This window comes from Vibrio sp. 9-16B-A1 (assembly GCF_056726165.1).
Genome location: NZ_JBSDZD010000003.1, coordinates 396,654 through 410,567, shown reverse-complemented (window position 1 = coordinate 410,567; position 13,914 = coordinate 396,654). Strand labels below are relative to the sequence as shown.

The following is a 13,914-nucleotide window of genomic DNA, read 5'->3' as shown; positions in this document are numbered from 1 at the left end:
ATCAGTTAGCTTCCTCTGGATATAAAAAAAATCTCAATAGCTGATGATTCACCCTTTTAGGCCCGGAACTATGCTACTGATAACCTAATACATAAATCTGCCAGTACAGAGGAATTGCAGGTGCACAGCATTTCACGTGAAAGCGCGACTCCCGGAGCACAGTCTCATCCAGACAGCCATTCAAAAAAGAAACCAAAACCGGCAGATGATAAAGCTACGCCGGCAGGTTCTTCCGCTATCATTTTTACAGCCCTGCTTGACAGCACTTGTTCTAAAACTCATGAAATAGCCTCTGCTGCCCCACCCAGCGCCCGCCATATTGATACGGTTCAATCCTGGGCACAGCATCACTGGAGCCAACACACCAACCAGTTTCAAATCAAGGGCTGCGTTAAAGGTGTCCCGCTCGAAATCAATTCGACGCTGGCCAACGGACTCCTGACCCTTACTATCGCCTGTAGTGACGCTGTTTTTATGGAGAAACTGAAGCGACATCGTCAGGAGCTTGAGCTCGTACTCCCGGATACCAGTATTGATATTTATCCGGCATCCTCAGTGCAGGGTGTCCACCCTGGCATCAACTCTCAGCCAACCGATACGTGCTCTGAATATGACTTATAACACTCCCGACTCCGGTCTCAGGAAGCTCTGCCGTAACTACCATACGGACACTGCCATGTGGACTCTGGAAACCAGGGCAGAGCAGAATCTGCTTCCTTCGGACCTAACCATCACGCTCATCTCCGGGGGCAAGCAACAGCGACTTCACTGCTGTTCCGGCCTACTGCTCAGCCAGACTGAGCCACCGGTAACCTCAGAAACATTTAACAGTCTGAATGAAGCTATGCGGTTGTTCCTGGTTCAATCTTTGTGTGACAAGTGGTGGGAGTCTCTTGGTATTGAAAAACCAGTCGTAACAGGAGTGACACTGCATTCGCCACTATCATTAACCGGTGTCCTTGAATGTGAACCAGCAGGAGAACAGGCCGGAAGCCCGGCTTACCGCTGGTTTTTCAGCGAGTCTGATCCACAAAGCCAGCCCATTCTCACCGCTCTGCTCGCTAAATGGCCAAAAATAACAGGTACAGACTATCCCAGGCCACCAGCTACCCTGAGATTTCTGGCAGGCGTTCAACCAGTTTCCAGAGAAGTCTTACAGCAAATCCATACCGGCTGCATTATACGCTCCGGTCATCTGTTCTACCCGGAAAAACTGGCCTGTGCACTACAACTGCCCTCCAAAAGCGTTATTGATTTTAAGTCATTTACAGCGCTAACCATCAATAGTGAAGGAAACTGCCAACCGGATGAAGAGTTTACTATGCCAGCGGAGCCGCAGACCGGAACCTGGCTGGCCTATGAAGTATTGAACATCCGCGATACCGAAAGCCGGTGCCTGAAGATAATCAGGTCAGGCGCGGAGCAGGGTTCACTGACGGAGCAGCTTCAGAGTGAGTCAGTCAACATCTACCTTATGACAGATACAGAGAGATACCGCTACCAGGGTGAAGGTGAAATTGTTGAGCTGATGGGCAGGTACGCCGTAGAAGTACATCACTGGCAACCCATTGCCGGGGAAGGAGAATCACATGTTTAATGATACTGACGCCTTTACCCTGATCGCTGGCCTCTCATTAATTGGTCTGGTCCCCTTTGTAGCCATTATGGCGACATCATTTGTAAAACTTGCCGTAATATTTGCGTTGATAAGAAATGCCCTTGGTGTTCAGCAAATACCGCCAAATATGGCGCTCCATGGCCTGGCGCTGATCTTAAGTATATTTATCATGGCACCGACGGCATATCAGTGCTTTCAGATAGCACAGGAAATTAGCGTTAACTGGGAAGACACCGGGCAGGCACTCGACGGGCTTGGCCTCATCATGGAGCCATACCGCGCCTTTCTGCTCAACAAGGTCACCCCATCCGAAGTATCTTTTTTTGCAGATGCCGCTAAAACACTCTGGCCTGCCGATCAGGCGAACCTCATTGATGCCGACAGTTTTCTGGTTCTGATACCAGCCTATACCGTGGGCGAGCTCACCTCTGCTTTTGAAGCCGGTTTTCTGCTCTACCTTCCGTTTATCGCCATTGATCTTATTGTGTCCAACATATTGCTGGCCATGGGCATGATGATGGTCTCACCGATGACCATTTCACTGCCATTTAAGCTGTTGCTCTTTGTTCTGTTAGATGGCTGGACGCGGCTCACTCATGGCATTGTCCTTAGCTATCAGTAGGAGGAGAAAGGTGAGAGACACACAGCTTATTGCAGTCACAGCCCAGGCCCTGCAGCTGGTTCTGTTGCTGTCGCTGCCAACCATAGTTACCGCTGCACTGGTAGGAACGCTGATTGCCCTGGTTCAGGCGCTCACTCAGATACAGGAACAGACCCTGTCTTTTGTGATCAAGCTGATCTCGGTTATCGGGGTGCTGTTTGCAACCGGGCACTGGTTTGGGAGCCAGCTCTATAGCTTTGGGTTGCTGATGTTCGACTCCCTGTCAGGCACGCTCTGAATGAACGCTGACTTCCTTAACCCACTGCTGATCTGCTTCAGCTTATGCCTTCCAAGGCTGGTCGTGGCCATGCTGCTCGTGCCGGGGTTCTCTTCTCAGCTGTTGGGAGGAGCAATGATCAGAAACACCATTGCGGCTGCGTTTGCCCTGCCGCTCCTGCCGGGTATTATGCACCAGTACCCCGATATGGTACCGGGCGCCTGGCTGCTGCCAATTATCCTTAAAGAAGCATTTATCGGGTTATTAATCGGCTTTGTTACTGCCATTCCATTTCAGGCTATCGAAAGCGCGGGCTTCATTATTGACAACCACCGGGGAGCCTCAATGGCAACTACCCTCAACCCCCTTTCCAGTGAGCAGACCTCTCCTCTTGGCATCCTGCTTAATCAGGCTGCAGGCACCCTGTTCTTTGTTCTCGGTTACATTACCATCTGGCTGCACGGAGTGTATCAGTCTTATCTGCTCTGGCCGGTCACCGAAATGTTCCCTCAGATTTCTCCGGATGCGCCGTATCAGCTGTTTCAGATATTCCGCCACTTACTCGAAATTGCGTGGCGTCTGGCTGCTCCTGCCGTTATCACCATGTTCCTGGCGGAGTTCGGGCTGGGTTTGATGAACCGTTTTGTTCCTCAGATGAACGTCTTCATATTATCTATGCCGATCAAAAGTGGAATTGCACTATTCATATTGCTGATTTACCTGACACTTCTTTTTCACGTCTTCGCAGAAGAAATGGAGCCTTTTATCCGGTTTGGCGAGCAGCTGAAATTGCTTATAGGGTAAGGACATGAGTGAGAAAACCGAAAAACCCACCCCAAAAAAAATCCGGGACGCCCGCAAAAAAGGGCAAGTAGCTAAAAGCAAAGAGATACCATCTCTGGCGCTGATGCTTACCGCCCTGTTCTGGCTGCTTCTCGATAGTAAGCGGGCAGGCGAAAAACTGACCGCTCTGTTCGACATCGCTGCCCAGTTGCAGACAGCCGGCTTTCCTCAGTCTGCCGAAGCAGCCATAACACAGTCGCTCCTTCTGATCGGCCAGATTGTACTGCCGTTCTTATTGCTGGTTGCCTGTATTGGTGTGTTCTCTCACCTGCTTCAAACTGGCCCCCTTTTCGCCCCGGAGTCTGTAAAGCCGGATATAAAGAAGATCGACCCCTTATCCGGAGCAAAAAAGATCTTCTCTAAAAAGAATCTCATCGCTTTCATGATGTCTGTACTAAAAGTGCTGATTTTCGGAATTACGGTTTCCTGCGTTATCTACTTTGATATCCCACCCCTGGCACGGCTGCCCTATGCAAACGTTAATGCAATACTCCCGGTCGCCTCAGACCTGTTTATTCTGCTGACACTGTATCTGACAACACCGCTTGCCATTATCGCCATTCTGGATTTTCTGTTTCAAAAACATAACCATGAAAAAGAACTGAAAATGAGCAAGGATGAAGTAAAAAGGGAGCATAAAGATAATGACGGCAGTCCGGAAATTAAACAAAAGCGCCGCGACTTTCACAAGGAACTTCAGGCAGGAGGAATGCCGAAGCAGCTTGAAAACACAACCATGGTCGTCGCCAACCCGACCCATCTGGTTGTAGGACTCTATTATGACAGGCTGCATGCCCCTGTCCCGGTCATTTCCCTGAAATACTCAGGGGAGCAAGCCCGGACCTTAAAGAAGCTGGCAGAAAAACAGGGAGTACCCGTTCTGGAAAATGTCCCTCTGGCCCGTGGCCTTTTCGGTTCAGCCAAAACTGCAGAGCCAATACCAAGAGAACATTTTGAGGCTGTCGCCCAGGCATTAAAATGGCTGAACAGCCTTAGCTAACTTTGCCCCGCCGGATACAAGCCCACACAATTCAAGGTATATCCCCCCCCCATCATGTTCGTCAGAGAAAACTGTGGCAGGGCCAAACATCAGCAGTGACATGAGTTGACAGACAAAGTGAATAAACTAACAGAAAACCAGCCGGGGAAGGGAGAGGGTCTGACAGACACCTGAGAATCAGGCGGCTGTCAGATTCAGGATGAATCAGCGTACTAACTCTGAGCAGCCCGATGTCTGTAGTTAACCGGAGTTGAGAAGCTGCCGGAGCTCATATCAGCAGTGACTGTCTTCGGAGTCGCTGCAATCCTGCCGCTCTCCTCTGAGTACTCAAGTTCCAGTTTCCCCAGCGGGACTTCGGTCTCTATCCCGACAGAGTCTTTGCACTTCAGCCATGGCAGAAATGTTTCAACCTGGCGCTTGTTCATAGCACGGTGGCTGAACTTAACGGACTTCAGGTGGTATAAACCTTTGCGAAGGCTGCTTATGTCCTCTCCCAGCTTTAAGGCCTCTTTCGAAGCCTTAGTGAGAGTCTCTCTGGAGACAGAAGTATCATTACCTAAACTCGTTAAAAGCTGTTCTGCTTTTGCACGCAGATCACTTTGATCAAGTTCATAGCTGAGTTTTCCGATCACGGATGACGATTTTCCATAGCTTTCAAGCTGAGTCTGACTCTGTACCGAAGAGAGCAGACTTTTCAGATAATCATCATTTTTAGCGTTGGTTTTTAAGTCCAGGGTATGTCCTAAAGTTGAACTGCCCTTCAGCCAGTTCTTAAACTCCTTACGAACCGATGGCTTCTGCGATTCAAACCGGTTAGGGTCGCCATAGTTAACCCGGAATCCATTCAGGCGGCTGGTCAGATTATTGGCGTCCTTCTCTACTTCGATTGTTGCACCTCCCGCTGCGAGACCGCTAATCAAAGTGTCAATCCCTTCTGTCAGCACATTCCTCTGACGGCTCTGAGGATACTGACTGGTTATTGCCTCCCGTTTTGCTTGCAGCTGTTCACATAACCTGAGGTTGCTGTCCTTATCATCCGTGTTTTTGTCTTCTTTTTTATCCGCCTCTATCTCCTCTTTCAGCTTCTTAAGCAACGAGGCATTCTGGTCGGACTGAAGAGTATTGTGGGTAAGAACCTTCTCTGCAGAGTGTGAAATATCCTGACTCTTTTTCCCGAATGGCTGAGCTACAGCAAGCTTACTGACTGAGCCCTCTGCCTCATCACCATACGAAGCTATAGTCAGTTTATTGGTTATGTCATGGCTGTGCGATACACCAACCTTCCCGCTTGCAGCCACACTACTTTCTTCTCTTATATAGCCGTCCTTACCAACTTTCAGCTCTGACTTAGTCTTAAAAGCAAGTTCCCCCTGAGCGGAAGGACCAATGTCGTTCCGGTATGCATTGCCCGGCCCGGTCTTCATACGCATCTGTAATGCTTTGAGTTCCAGGGCAATACGCTTCACGGTTTCACGGGATTCAGAATACTTACTCTCAGATTCCAGGTACTCATCAATCGCTTTTTCTGATACCGGAGCAGAAAGCGTTTCAATAAACGAACTAATATTTTCGCCCTGCTCTCCATTTTCCAGCTGAAACTTAAACTCACTGCCTGTCAGCAGGGCGTACCCCGCCACAATTTTGGCCTCTGCCGGCACCAGACCGACATTATTGGCTATCAGTTTTTGCTCAAGCCCTTTACCTGTACCGAGCGAGCCCTCCACTGACGACTCTGACTGACGTTTAAGAGTGATCTCCGTTTTATCTCCATCCTTAGCGGTGAACTTAACCGAGTGCTTCTGGCTGTGCTGAACTTTAACCCCGGCAGAGAAACCTTCAGTAAAAGGAGTACCTGTTTTCAAAATACCAAAATCAAGCCCCGCGCTATCATCACCTTTAAGCGAAATACTGCTGTCTTTTGGCAGGCTGATTACGTCCTGAGCCACTTGCCTGCAGATGTTCGCTCTTCGCGACTCCACACTTTCCCGGGTAGCACTTTCATCCAGCTCCAGGATTTTTCCCAGATCGTCAGTATCATGGTTTAGCTCCTCCGTCACTTTTAAATAGGAGTTGTAAGCGGCCTCACTGGGAGCCCCACTGGCAATTGCCCGGTGTAACGGAGAGCTGGCTTGTTTTTCAAGGCGCTCATGCAATGAAACCGCAGCATTCTTTGCATGAGTATCAAAAACCTCGGTCCGAAAATCTGGCCGGGACTGGTCACGGGCACAACGAGAGATTCCATACAGGCCGACATTAATTGCCTGCTCAGAAATATAATCGATTAGTAAATGCAGTTTTTTACTGTCAACCAGACTGTTGTTGTTCAGGTCCTCCACTTTGCTGCAAAGGGTATCCATCGCTCTGACCAGAGCGTCCACACTCTCGCTGCGCGGCTCTGGAATAAACCTGACCTGATGACGACACTCTTTTACCAGATCGTTCAGAGCGGAAATATCCAGCCCGCCTTCAGAGTCACCCGATTGACCGGACTTCTTGTCACTTTTACTAAAACTCGCTCCCTTTATAAAGTCAGCAAACTTACTGCATTTTTCAATGCTCTTTTCCAGTGCGCCAATCTCTGTTTCAGTCAACTGCGCGACCTCACCCGGCCCGGTAGTATTTTTCTTCCCGTAATCGGTAAGCACACCCGGAAATGCCTGGGACACTGCGTTGGTCTGCCTGTCGTCGCTACCCCGGTAGACATTTCTGGACAGGGTTGCAATCATCCTGGCTTCTTTTTGAAGCGTCTTGTCATCCGCGCGTAACTGAGACAGTTCACCCCGGCATTTCGAAGAGACGCAATTGGAACTGACCATTTTTCTGATCACCCTGGTGGCAGCACACAAGCCAGGGTCCAGCACTTTCACGGCAGAGCCTACCGCCGCAAGATGCCTTCCCTGATGCCATTTCTTCCGTGCCGATTCCACCCTGTGCGCGACATTGTTCTGAAGCGCAGAAATCAGAGAATAGTTGTTTCCTATGGTGTGTTTTCTTTCAAATGGATCCATCGATGTCCATGGAGTCTGACCTTTCTTAAGCGGATGAACGGGGACCTGATCAGTAAAGTGAGCAAATTGCTGTTTTAACTCTTTCCCGCGTCCTTCCGGCGCCGTATAAAGCACTCCTTTCTTTCCATTACTGTCGACGACCGACAGCTGGTAGTCATCGCCACAGGGCTTGATATCCGTAAACGTTACTGCCTTTAAGCCTTGCCTCGGCAGAGATACCCGGACTGTGTCTTCGCCTTTTTTAACAGTCTGCGCTTTAGTGTCCGCTGAAACGGCATCTGGCTGGCTCTGAGTATGCTTTTTCGCTACGACATTAATTTTAAACGACTCGCTGTCACTGCCCTCACCCTCTCCTTTCAGCACTACCTTGGTTTTTTCTGGCCTCAGGGAGATTTCATAAACATCATTGCTGTCTTTTTGCCTGGCGAGTAGTGTTCTTCCCTCAGAAACCCACAACTTTTCCAGGTTCAGTTTCTTGCCATGGCCCTGATAGAGATCCGGTACTGATACCACACCAGATAAACGGTGACTGTTCGCCCCATCTTTACCAAGTGCTCGCTTCGCCTGGTGAGCCGCCTCTCTTAATAAACCCTTGCTCTTACCGGTTATGAGCCTTAAGTCTCCGTCTCCGGTAACTTCAGCCATCAAAGACAGGTTAGTTTTTAACGACAGCGCCCTCAGATCCACAAAGTTGTCAGTATTGATTGATTTCGTGCTGTAAGGAGAAAAGCGAACATCCTGTACTGAACTGGTTACAGGCTCAACACGGGCACCTTCTTTAGCTGGTGACAGCAGGCTCTGGGAGCGTTTCAGGGTTTGGCTCTGGGAAGGCTGCCTGTGTTGCTCTGCAGCACTAACAGATGAAACCGTGCTGGTACTTCTGTGAATTACCGGGCTCATAATTCCACCTTCTCCTGCTTAATTTCGCTGATAACGGAAGACCTTAGTACTATCAGGTTTTCTGTAACGTTTTTTATTAAAACAAAGTCACATAAAGCAGCAGGAATACAATAGCTGAGGTTATATATCCCCGGCTCTGCGTTATAAGAAAACATTGCCCCCCAGGTAAGGTCTTTACGGTTATTAAGGGCAAGCAGCTTCAATGGAAGTTCGGTAGTATGTTCCAGTTCCTCCAGTTCAGAAGATATCGCGATAAGATTAAATTCACTTTCAACTTCAATCTTCCACACTCCACCATTGTCATCCTGGAACATTACTTCCTGTTGCCCGTTAAAAGGCAGCCTGAAGTATGCGCATAACTCTTTTAGCAACGCACTGATATTATTCATAATTTCACCATATTACTTTAACGATCGGACAAAAAAAGCACCCACATCCCTGCAGGTGCTGTTCCTGATATTTATGCTCTGGCTGTTATTTTCTTACTTGTTTCGATCGAGCCAGTGAGGATTTTTTCCAGCTTTTCTTTACAGTCATTCATCATGTCCCTGTAATAATCCACCCTGGCTTTTTCGTCATCCATAGCAGACTCATGCAGTTTCTGTTCTCCTTCTAACAGTTTTGCATCTGCCTCCTTGTTCTTGGCCAGGTAGTTGAACTGGGCTGAAATAAGCTGCCCGGTTGCTTCCAGCACATGACTTCCTCCTTCAGCCAGATGGTTTGCACTCTGAATACGCGTTTCCATCGAGACCTTGTTCGGGTTGATGGATTTAGTACCCACAGTGCTGGCCTTATAAGAACCCCAGGCTCCAATACCGGTTTGTACAATGCCGCTTGCCATTGAAAAACCAGCAGAAACCCAGCCAGAGATACGTTCGTCTTTCGCCTGCTCACGCATTTTGTCAGCCTGTCCTTCACATGCTGCCATTACAGAGTCACGCTCCGCGTGCCGCGCCTCTTTGGCATACTTATACTGAGTAAGTCCAAACTTGTGCAGCTCTTTAAGGATTTCGGCCAAATCCAGCGCAACATTTCCTGAACCGCTCATCCGGCCGATGTCATTCACGGCTTCTCTGGTTGAGGCGGTGGAAACAGGAGAAGTGCTTCCCTCCAATTCAGGAGGCGGAATTTTCCCGAAAGCCTCGCCTGGAACCTGATTATGCACGGCTACAGCCTGTTTCTCCGTAACTGACTGACGTACCACAAGATCGAGTGGCCCATCCGGACCTGACCCGGCCGAAACAGGGTTTCCAGATATCGTCTGAATATCCATAATTACTCCTTAGGCCAGAATATTCTGAGAAATTGACTGCCCTGTGCTATGGCTGCTGTTCATTATTGCCATCACTTTTGACGTGCAATTTTGAATACTCAGCAGGAGCTCCTGCACCCGGTCTGTGTTCTCACTCATCATCGCCTGCATTTTGGCAATAAATGCGGCTATCTCTTTCGCATCTGCCTGATACATGGTGGCCTGATAATTTGCCTCTGTCGCAACTCCCTGGCTGGCCCCCTGGGCGACAGTCGAGACTCCGCCTGTCACCCTCGCCGCCTGGCCAATCTGAGTCGCTATTTTCACAGCCTTGGACGCTGTGTTTGCAGCAGCCCCGGCTCCGGCTCCCAGCGTCAGGGCAATCACAGCCACCGCAAAGGCGATATCGGCTACCCACTGCGCCGCCTGCTCCCCCATTATCGGCTCCAGCGCTTTCGCTATAAATTCCGTCAACGACGTCCCACACTCTGAAGAAATCTGTTGTGCCAGCATCAACCCTGCCGCCACCATAAGTGGCGCTGCTGCTGCGCCACCTGTCACTACAGCCGTCGCTACTGCCGCAATGCAGGTGGCAATAGTAGCGATCCAGCCAAAAATCTTGCCGAAAAGACCGCCTTTTTGCGCCTTTTCCATTTCTTTTATTGATTCTTCAAGTGAAGAGATACGCTCTTTGTGCGCCGCTTCATTTTTTATGCTTGTTGCTTCAATGTCGTTTTTTGTAAATCCCAGTTGTTCCTGCTCAAGTTTGCTCTGCGCTTCTAACAGTGCAGTAGTCAAATCGACCAGTCCCATATCCGGCTGATCCAGAACAGGAACCTGGCCTGGCTTGGGCCCGGTAGAGGGAGCCTGGCTGACCTGAACGGCCTGATTTTTCCCCGGCACGTTGCGTATCAGCTTTTCCACCTCGTTAAATGAGATACCTGAGCTGTCATCAAGTGCTGAAAACGACAGGTTATTTATGATTTCCATCATCATTCACCTTTAGTACAGAGCTGAGCTGCTTATAGCGCACCGCCGCATCTGCACATAATCTATCGTGTTTACTCTGTTTTCCTTTCAGCCGACTGGCAGCGTAAAATCCGCTTGCGGCCTCCTGTCTGGCACCCAGTCTTAAATGGCACTGAGCGGCATGGTAAGGAGGTCTTGGATCGTTGCAATCCAGTACTCCGGCAAAACTGTATGCATCCAGCGCTGCCTGAAACTGTGACTGCATCTGCAAGCAGGACCCGAGCGCGAGAAAATTTCTGGCTGAAAAGTGGTCAAATGTGCACAGAAAACGGAATATGGACTCAGCATCTGAATAGCTTCCGGCGCTGTAATACCGGTAACCAACCTGATAGACCGTTTCAATCATTGACGGACTGAGATCATAAATCTCTGCCAGTGTTCCACCTCCACTCAGAAAGTTCAGGATTTCATCTGATAACTCGCTGTCGATCGCTGCATTTAGCATAGAAAACACCCTATTTATTACGCCATATTCCGGATAACCGAACCGCTGGTTCCCTGAATCTTGCTGACCAGGTTCGACATCCATTCAATGCTCTGCTCGTATTTCCCCATAACAGACTGAAGCTCAACCATGTCCAGCTGAGAGACAGAGGATAACGAGTCGGCTTTACCTTTCATGTTCTCCAGTTGAAGCTCCATCGTCGCTCGTGTGTACTTATGATCACCACTCACTTCAAAGTCAGGGAAGTTGGCCTGGAGGTACGCTTCGACTTCCGGTGACATCGTCCCCTCGTCATCCGCTTCGGTTCCCATCTGAGACATATCGTTACGCAGCGTCGCCATTACTCCGTTGAGCTCTTCAAGCTGATTATTGTTTGACTCTACGGCTTCCAGGTGGTCGCGCACCTTGTTTTCCAGCAGCGCAGAACGCTCACTCATTACGATCGCGACCAGGCCTTCCAACGGGAGTTGCTGAATATTGTTCATCTCATTGAAAGTGACCGGCGATACAAATGTTGCACTGTCCATTACTTGTTCTCCTTAATAGTGGTGCCCTGAGCCCGGCAGGGCAGATTCCGGACGATATGGTGCTGCGGGATCAAGATCAGCCAGATACTGATCACGTAACTGATCGACCTCCCGCAGTTGATCCAGGCCAATTTGTGAACGAAAGCTCTCCGCAAGGTCGCTGAAACCAAGCTGGGTGGCCGTATCCACCAGATCCTGAAACCTTGAGCTCAGCAGTTGCAGACGCTGCGTGTGCTCATCCAAAACATCAAAGACGCTATGCTCTTCAAGCATCATCAACTCCTTAAGCCATGTTACGAACAACGCTGGAACTGGTGCCCTGGAACTTGCTGATTTCGTTAGACTGCCATTCGATTCCCTGCTGCAATTTGCCCATCAGAGACTGGAGTTCAACCATGCTCAACTGTGAGATTGAAGACTGACTGTCATTGAAACCTTCGATGTTTTTGATAATCGTCTGCCACTCTTCAGGTGAATAGGTACCGTCTTCACTTGGTGGATAAGCGATACCGTTAGCATCCATCCATTGACGCATTTCATCGCTCATTTCAGGGATATCGGTTTCCATTTCATTAATGGTCTGCGTATCACTCATAGCCTGATCACTGTCGATTTCGTCGCCACCTTCTGTGAGCCAGTCAGCCGCATTGTCCCCCATATGGATAATGGTTCCGTCATTGGTCGCTTCATCGACTGCGATCCCGTCTAAAGTCGGACCTTTAATCTGGACATTACCGTCCATAATGCCGGTTACCTGGATACACTGGTTCCCTTTGGTAATGGTCAGGGAATCCGTTACGGTCATACCATTACCGTAGTCCTCGGTACCTACTGTTATCTTGGTTCCGTCCCCAAGTACAAAGGTGACGTCTTCCTTGAAGTCCCAGTTTCTGTTACCAGACTCATCACTTTCATTGACGTGTGGGTCTCCCCAAACTGTGGTGCTTTCACCATCCGGGCCGTTAATGGTCCAGGATGCGGTCTGGTCATCATTAAAAGTAATGGAATAACCACCGTCCAACTGGATCGTGTTGCCTTCAACTTTCCAGGTTGCTTCATCCACTATGTCGCCGGAGTTCATCGCCGCTTCACGGGCCTCCGCCAGATATTTCTGAGCGTCTTCCATTGCCTGGTTCTGAGAATTAACTTCGTCAAGACTTTCACGCACCTGGTTATCAAGTAATACGTTTCTGTGTACCATCACTGCCGCATAAGCAGCGTCCAGGGACATACTGGATAGCTCTCCTGCATTACCGGCATTAATATTCGATACACCTGTTACATCAGACATAATGTTGTCTCCTGTTTTTTACGATTGAATTTCGATTAAACAAACATTCGGCCACTCTTATAAGCGACCCTGGGTCCAGACACTTTATCAATACCCTTTCCCGGGGCAGACAGTGAAGCCTTACCATCAATTAAGTTCAGTTCATCCTGGTCAACAAGATTATTTCTACTCACTACACCCACCGCTTCCTTAAGATGTTCAGATTTCAAAATCCAATGCTGGGGAGTTTCTTCCATCGTAATTCTGGAAGCATCGAGCAAATGCAGTGCTTGTTGATATAGCTCGTGATTTTCACGAATAGCCAGAACCAGCGGATCAATATTGAGCTTGGCATCAATCGGCATTTTTACACCTCATAACAAACGTGATATCTCTGCCATCGATTGAAAACCAGAAGCAAAGAAGTGACTAAACAATCCAGACTCTACACCCGACCAAGCAGGATTAACACTCAGCAGAAACTAATTCACAAATTTATTAAGCCTGAAAAATACCAATCCTTTAATAAAAACCCCAAAAGACACAAAACACCTCCATAACAACGACTTACACAAGAAATATAAATTAGCAAAAGTTAAATCAAAACCTTCTAACGTATCAAACAAAAAACGAGTTAATAATCATTTTATTGTTTTATTGAGATTCTTACCCAAAAAACAAATAGGATATACGAAGCATTAGAACTGGATAAAAAGAATGAACGAAGTCACCCGCAAGTTTCTAAAAAAACACAATATCACCGGTCATTTAACCAATGATTCCGGGCTAACCTTCTTCATCAAAAACACTGTCATCCAGGAAGACACAGAGTTAAATGAATTGAGGACATGCATTATTACTCTGGATACCAGGGACTCAGCCAACCAAAACAACTTACTTGTACGAAAAGTACTGAAAACCATGCTGTGCATTATTCCGAACACTGAGACTGAAATTTACTTCAGAGAAAAAGAAAACAGTTACTGGCTGAAGATAAGACTGTCCTCCCGCAGCCAGAATCTGGAAGGATATACAGAAGCGGTAAGCGATTTAATATGGGCGAGAGAAAAATTCACATCAATGGAGCAAAAGCACAATACGGCTCCTTACACCGCCAATACTCCGCATATGATAATGGTGTAGG

16 protein-coding genes are annotated in these 13,914 nt (G+C 48.5%); 7 read left to right on the top strand and 9 right to left on the bottom strand.

Annotation, left to right across the window (positions count from 1 at the left end; all coding sequences use genetic code 11):
• Positions 1-120: 120 nt before the first annotated feature.
• From ACVB80_RS07935 to sctU, 6 genes are read left to right on the top strand one after another with little or no spacing between them, the layout of a single operon-like run.
• A complete protein-coding gene (locus ACVB80_RS07935; protein ID WP_481080743.1) occupies positions 121-621 on the top strand; it encodes a hypothetical protein in 501 nt (166 codons plus the stop codon).
• 55 nt (positions 622-676) lie between these two features.
• Entirely contained in the window at positions 677-1,597 is a 921-nt protein-coding gene (locus tag ACVB80_RS07930) for a hypothetical protein (protein WP_481080742.1), read from the top strand.
• Complete coding sequence (sctR, locus tag ACVB80_RS07925) at positions 1,590-2,240, top strand: type III secretion system export apparatus subunit SctR (RefSeq protein ID WP_481080741.1); 651 nt, start codon at positions 1,590-1,592, stop codon at positions 2,238-2,240. The genes ACVB80_RS07930 and sctR overlap by 8 nt, the downstream gene beginning before the upstream one ends.
• A 10-nt stretch (positions 2,241-2,250) precedes the next feature.
• Entirely contained in the window at positions 2,251-2,517 is a 267-nt protein-coding gene (gene sctS, locus ACVB80_RS07920; protein WP_481080740.1) for a type III secretion system export apparatus subunit SctS, read from the top strand.
• Positions 2,518-3,300, top strand: coding sequence for a type III secretion system export apparatus subunit SctT (sctT, locus tag ACVB80_RS07915; RefSeq protein WP_481080739.1), 783 nt, complete (start codon positions 2,518-2,520; stop codon positions 3,298-3,300).
• A 4-nt stretch (positions 3,301-3,304) separates the two neighbouring features.
• Entirely contained in the window at positions 3,305-4,339 is a 1,035-nt protein-coding gene (gene sctU / locus ACVB80_RS07910; protein WP_481080738.1) for a type III secretion system export apparatus subunit SctU, read from the top strand.
• 212 nt (positions 4,340-4,551) lie between these two features.
• Here the strand turns inward: sctU and ACVB80_RS07905 are convergent, their stop codons facing one another.
• The 9 genes from ACVB80_RS07905 to ACVB80_RS07865 all read right to left on the bottom strand — a co-directional run bounded on the left by ACVB80_RS07905 (position 4,552) and on the right by ACVB80_RS07865 (position 13,135).
• Positions 4,552-8,247 carry a hypothetical protein gene (locus tag ACVB80_RS07905; protein ID WP_481080737.1) on the bottom strand — a complete coding sequence of 1,232 codons (3,696 nt, stop codon included), beginning with the start codon at positions 8,245-8,247 and terminating at the stop codon, positions 4,552-4,554.
• Positions 8,244-8,636: a type III secretion system chaperone family protein gene (locus tag ACVB80_RS07900; protein WP_481080736.1), complete on the bottom strand. Its 393-nt coding sequence runs from the start codon at positions 8,634-8,636 to the stop codon at positions 8,244-8,246. Before ACVB80_RS07900 ends, ACVB80_RS07905 begins: the two co-directional genes overlap by 4 nt.
• Positions 8,637-8,707: 71 nt before the next feature.
• Complete coding sequence (locus tag ACVB80_RS07895; protein WP_481080735.1) at positions 8,708-9,520, bottom strand: hypothetical protein; 813 nt, start codon at positions 9,518-9,520, stop codon at positions 8,708-8,710.
• A 9-nt stretch (positions 9,521-9,529) separates the two neighbouring features.
• Entirely contained in the window at positions 9,530-10,489 is a 960-nt protein-coding gene (gene sctE, locus ACVB80_RS07890; RefSeq protein WP_481080734.1) for a type III secretion system translocon subunit SseC family protein, read from the bottom strand.
• Positions 10,473-11,057 carry a SycD/LcrH family type III secretion system chaperone gene (locus ACVB80_RS07885; protein ID WP_481080733.1) on the bottom strand — a complete coding sequence of 195 codons (585 nt, stop codon included), beginning with the start codon at positions 11,055-11,057 and terminating at the stop codon, positions 10,473-10,475. The genes sctE and ACVB80_RS07885 overlap by 17 nt, the downstream gene beginning before the upstream one ends.
• A complete protein-coding gene (locus tag ACVB80_RS07880; RefSeq protein ID WP_481080732.1) occupies positions 10,991-11,500 on the bottom strand; it encodes a hypothetical protein in 510 nt (169 codons plus the stop codon). The genes ACVB80_RS07885 and ACVB80_RS07880 overlap by 67 nt, the downstream gene beginning before the upstream one ends.
• A gap of 12 nt (positions 11,501-11,512) precedes the next feature.
• Positions 11,513-11,773, bottom strand: a complete 261-nt coding sequence (locus tag ACVB80_RS07875; RefSeq protein WP_481080731.1) for a hypothetical protein — start codon at positions 11,771-11,773, stop codon at positions 11,513-11,515.
• A gap of 10 nt (positions 11,774-11,783) precedes the next feature.
• Complete coding sequence (locus tag ACVB80_RS07870; RefSeq protein ID WP_481080730.1) at positions 11,784-12,791, bottom strand: DUF1521 domain-containing protein; 1,008 nt, start codon at positions 12,789-12,791, stop codon at positions 11,784-11,786.
• Positions 12,792-12,826: 35 nt separating this feature from the next.
• Positions 12,827-13,135, bottom strand: a complete 309-nt coding sequence (locus tag ACVB80_RS07865) for a hypothetical protein (protein ID WP_481080729.1) — start codon at positions 13,133-13,135, stop codon at positions 12,827-12,829.
• Positions 13,136-13,487: 352 nt separating this feature from the next.
• On the opposite strand from ACVB80_RS07865, the gene ACVB80_RS07860 reads away from it, so the two are divergent.
• Positions 13,488-13,913, top strand: coding sequence for a hypothetical protein (locus ACVB80_RS07860; RefSeq protein ID WP_481080728.1), 426 nt, complete (start codon positions 13,488-13,490; stop codon positions 13,911-13,913).
• Position 13,914 lies beyond the last annotated feature (1 nt).